The sequence below is a fragment of the Flavobacterium sp. GNP008 genome (assembly GCF_056428965.1).
In genome coordinates this window covers 1-263 of the sequence record NZ_JBWJVL010000035.1, presented here as the reverse complement: position 1 = coordinate 263, position 263 = coordinate 1, and the positions used below count along the sequence as shown (strand labels likewise).

The following is a 263-nucleotide window of genomic DNA, read 5'->3' as shown; positions in this document are numbered from 1 at the left end:
CCAGAACCGGGCGAAGCTTTCCCAGTCTCATGTTCAAGCCCTAATCCGCAGTGAGGAATAGCATGAAGCGCATCTGGCGTATGGCAGGTGTTGGTTTGCTGGTGGCAAGCGTCGGCGCGCAGGCATTGGCCGATGAGCGCGATGGCGCGCCGGGGCCCGGTCCCGGGCCGAGGCCTCAGGGCGGCGGGCAGCATGAACGCGGGCCGGAAGGCGGTGGGCGGGCGGAAAACAATCAGCCGCGCCCGGAAAATCAGCGCGTTGAA

1 protein-coding gene is annotated in these 263 nt (G+C 66.2%); it reads left to right on the top strand.

Features of this window, described 5'->3' with window-relative positions; translation table 11 throughout:
- Nucleotides 1-62: 62 nt before the first annotated feature.
- A partial coding sequence (locus AC0608_RS13780) for a hypothetical protein (RefSeq protein ID WP_478289473.1) occupies nucleotides 63-263 on the top strand: 201 nt, incomplete at its 3' end.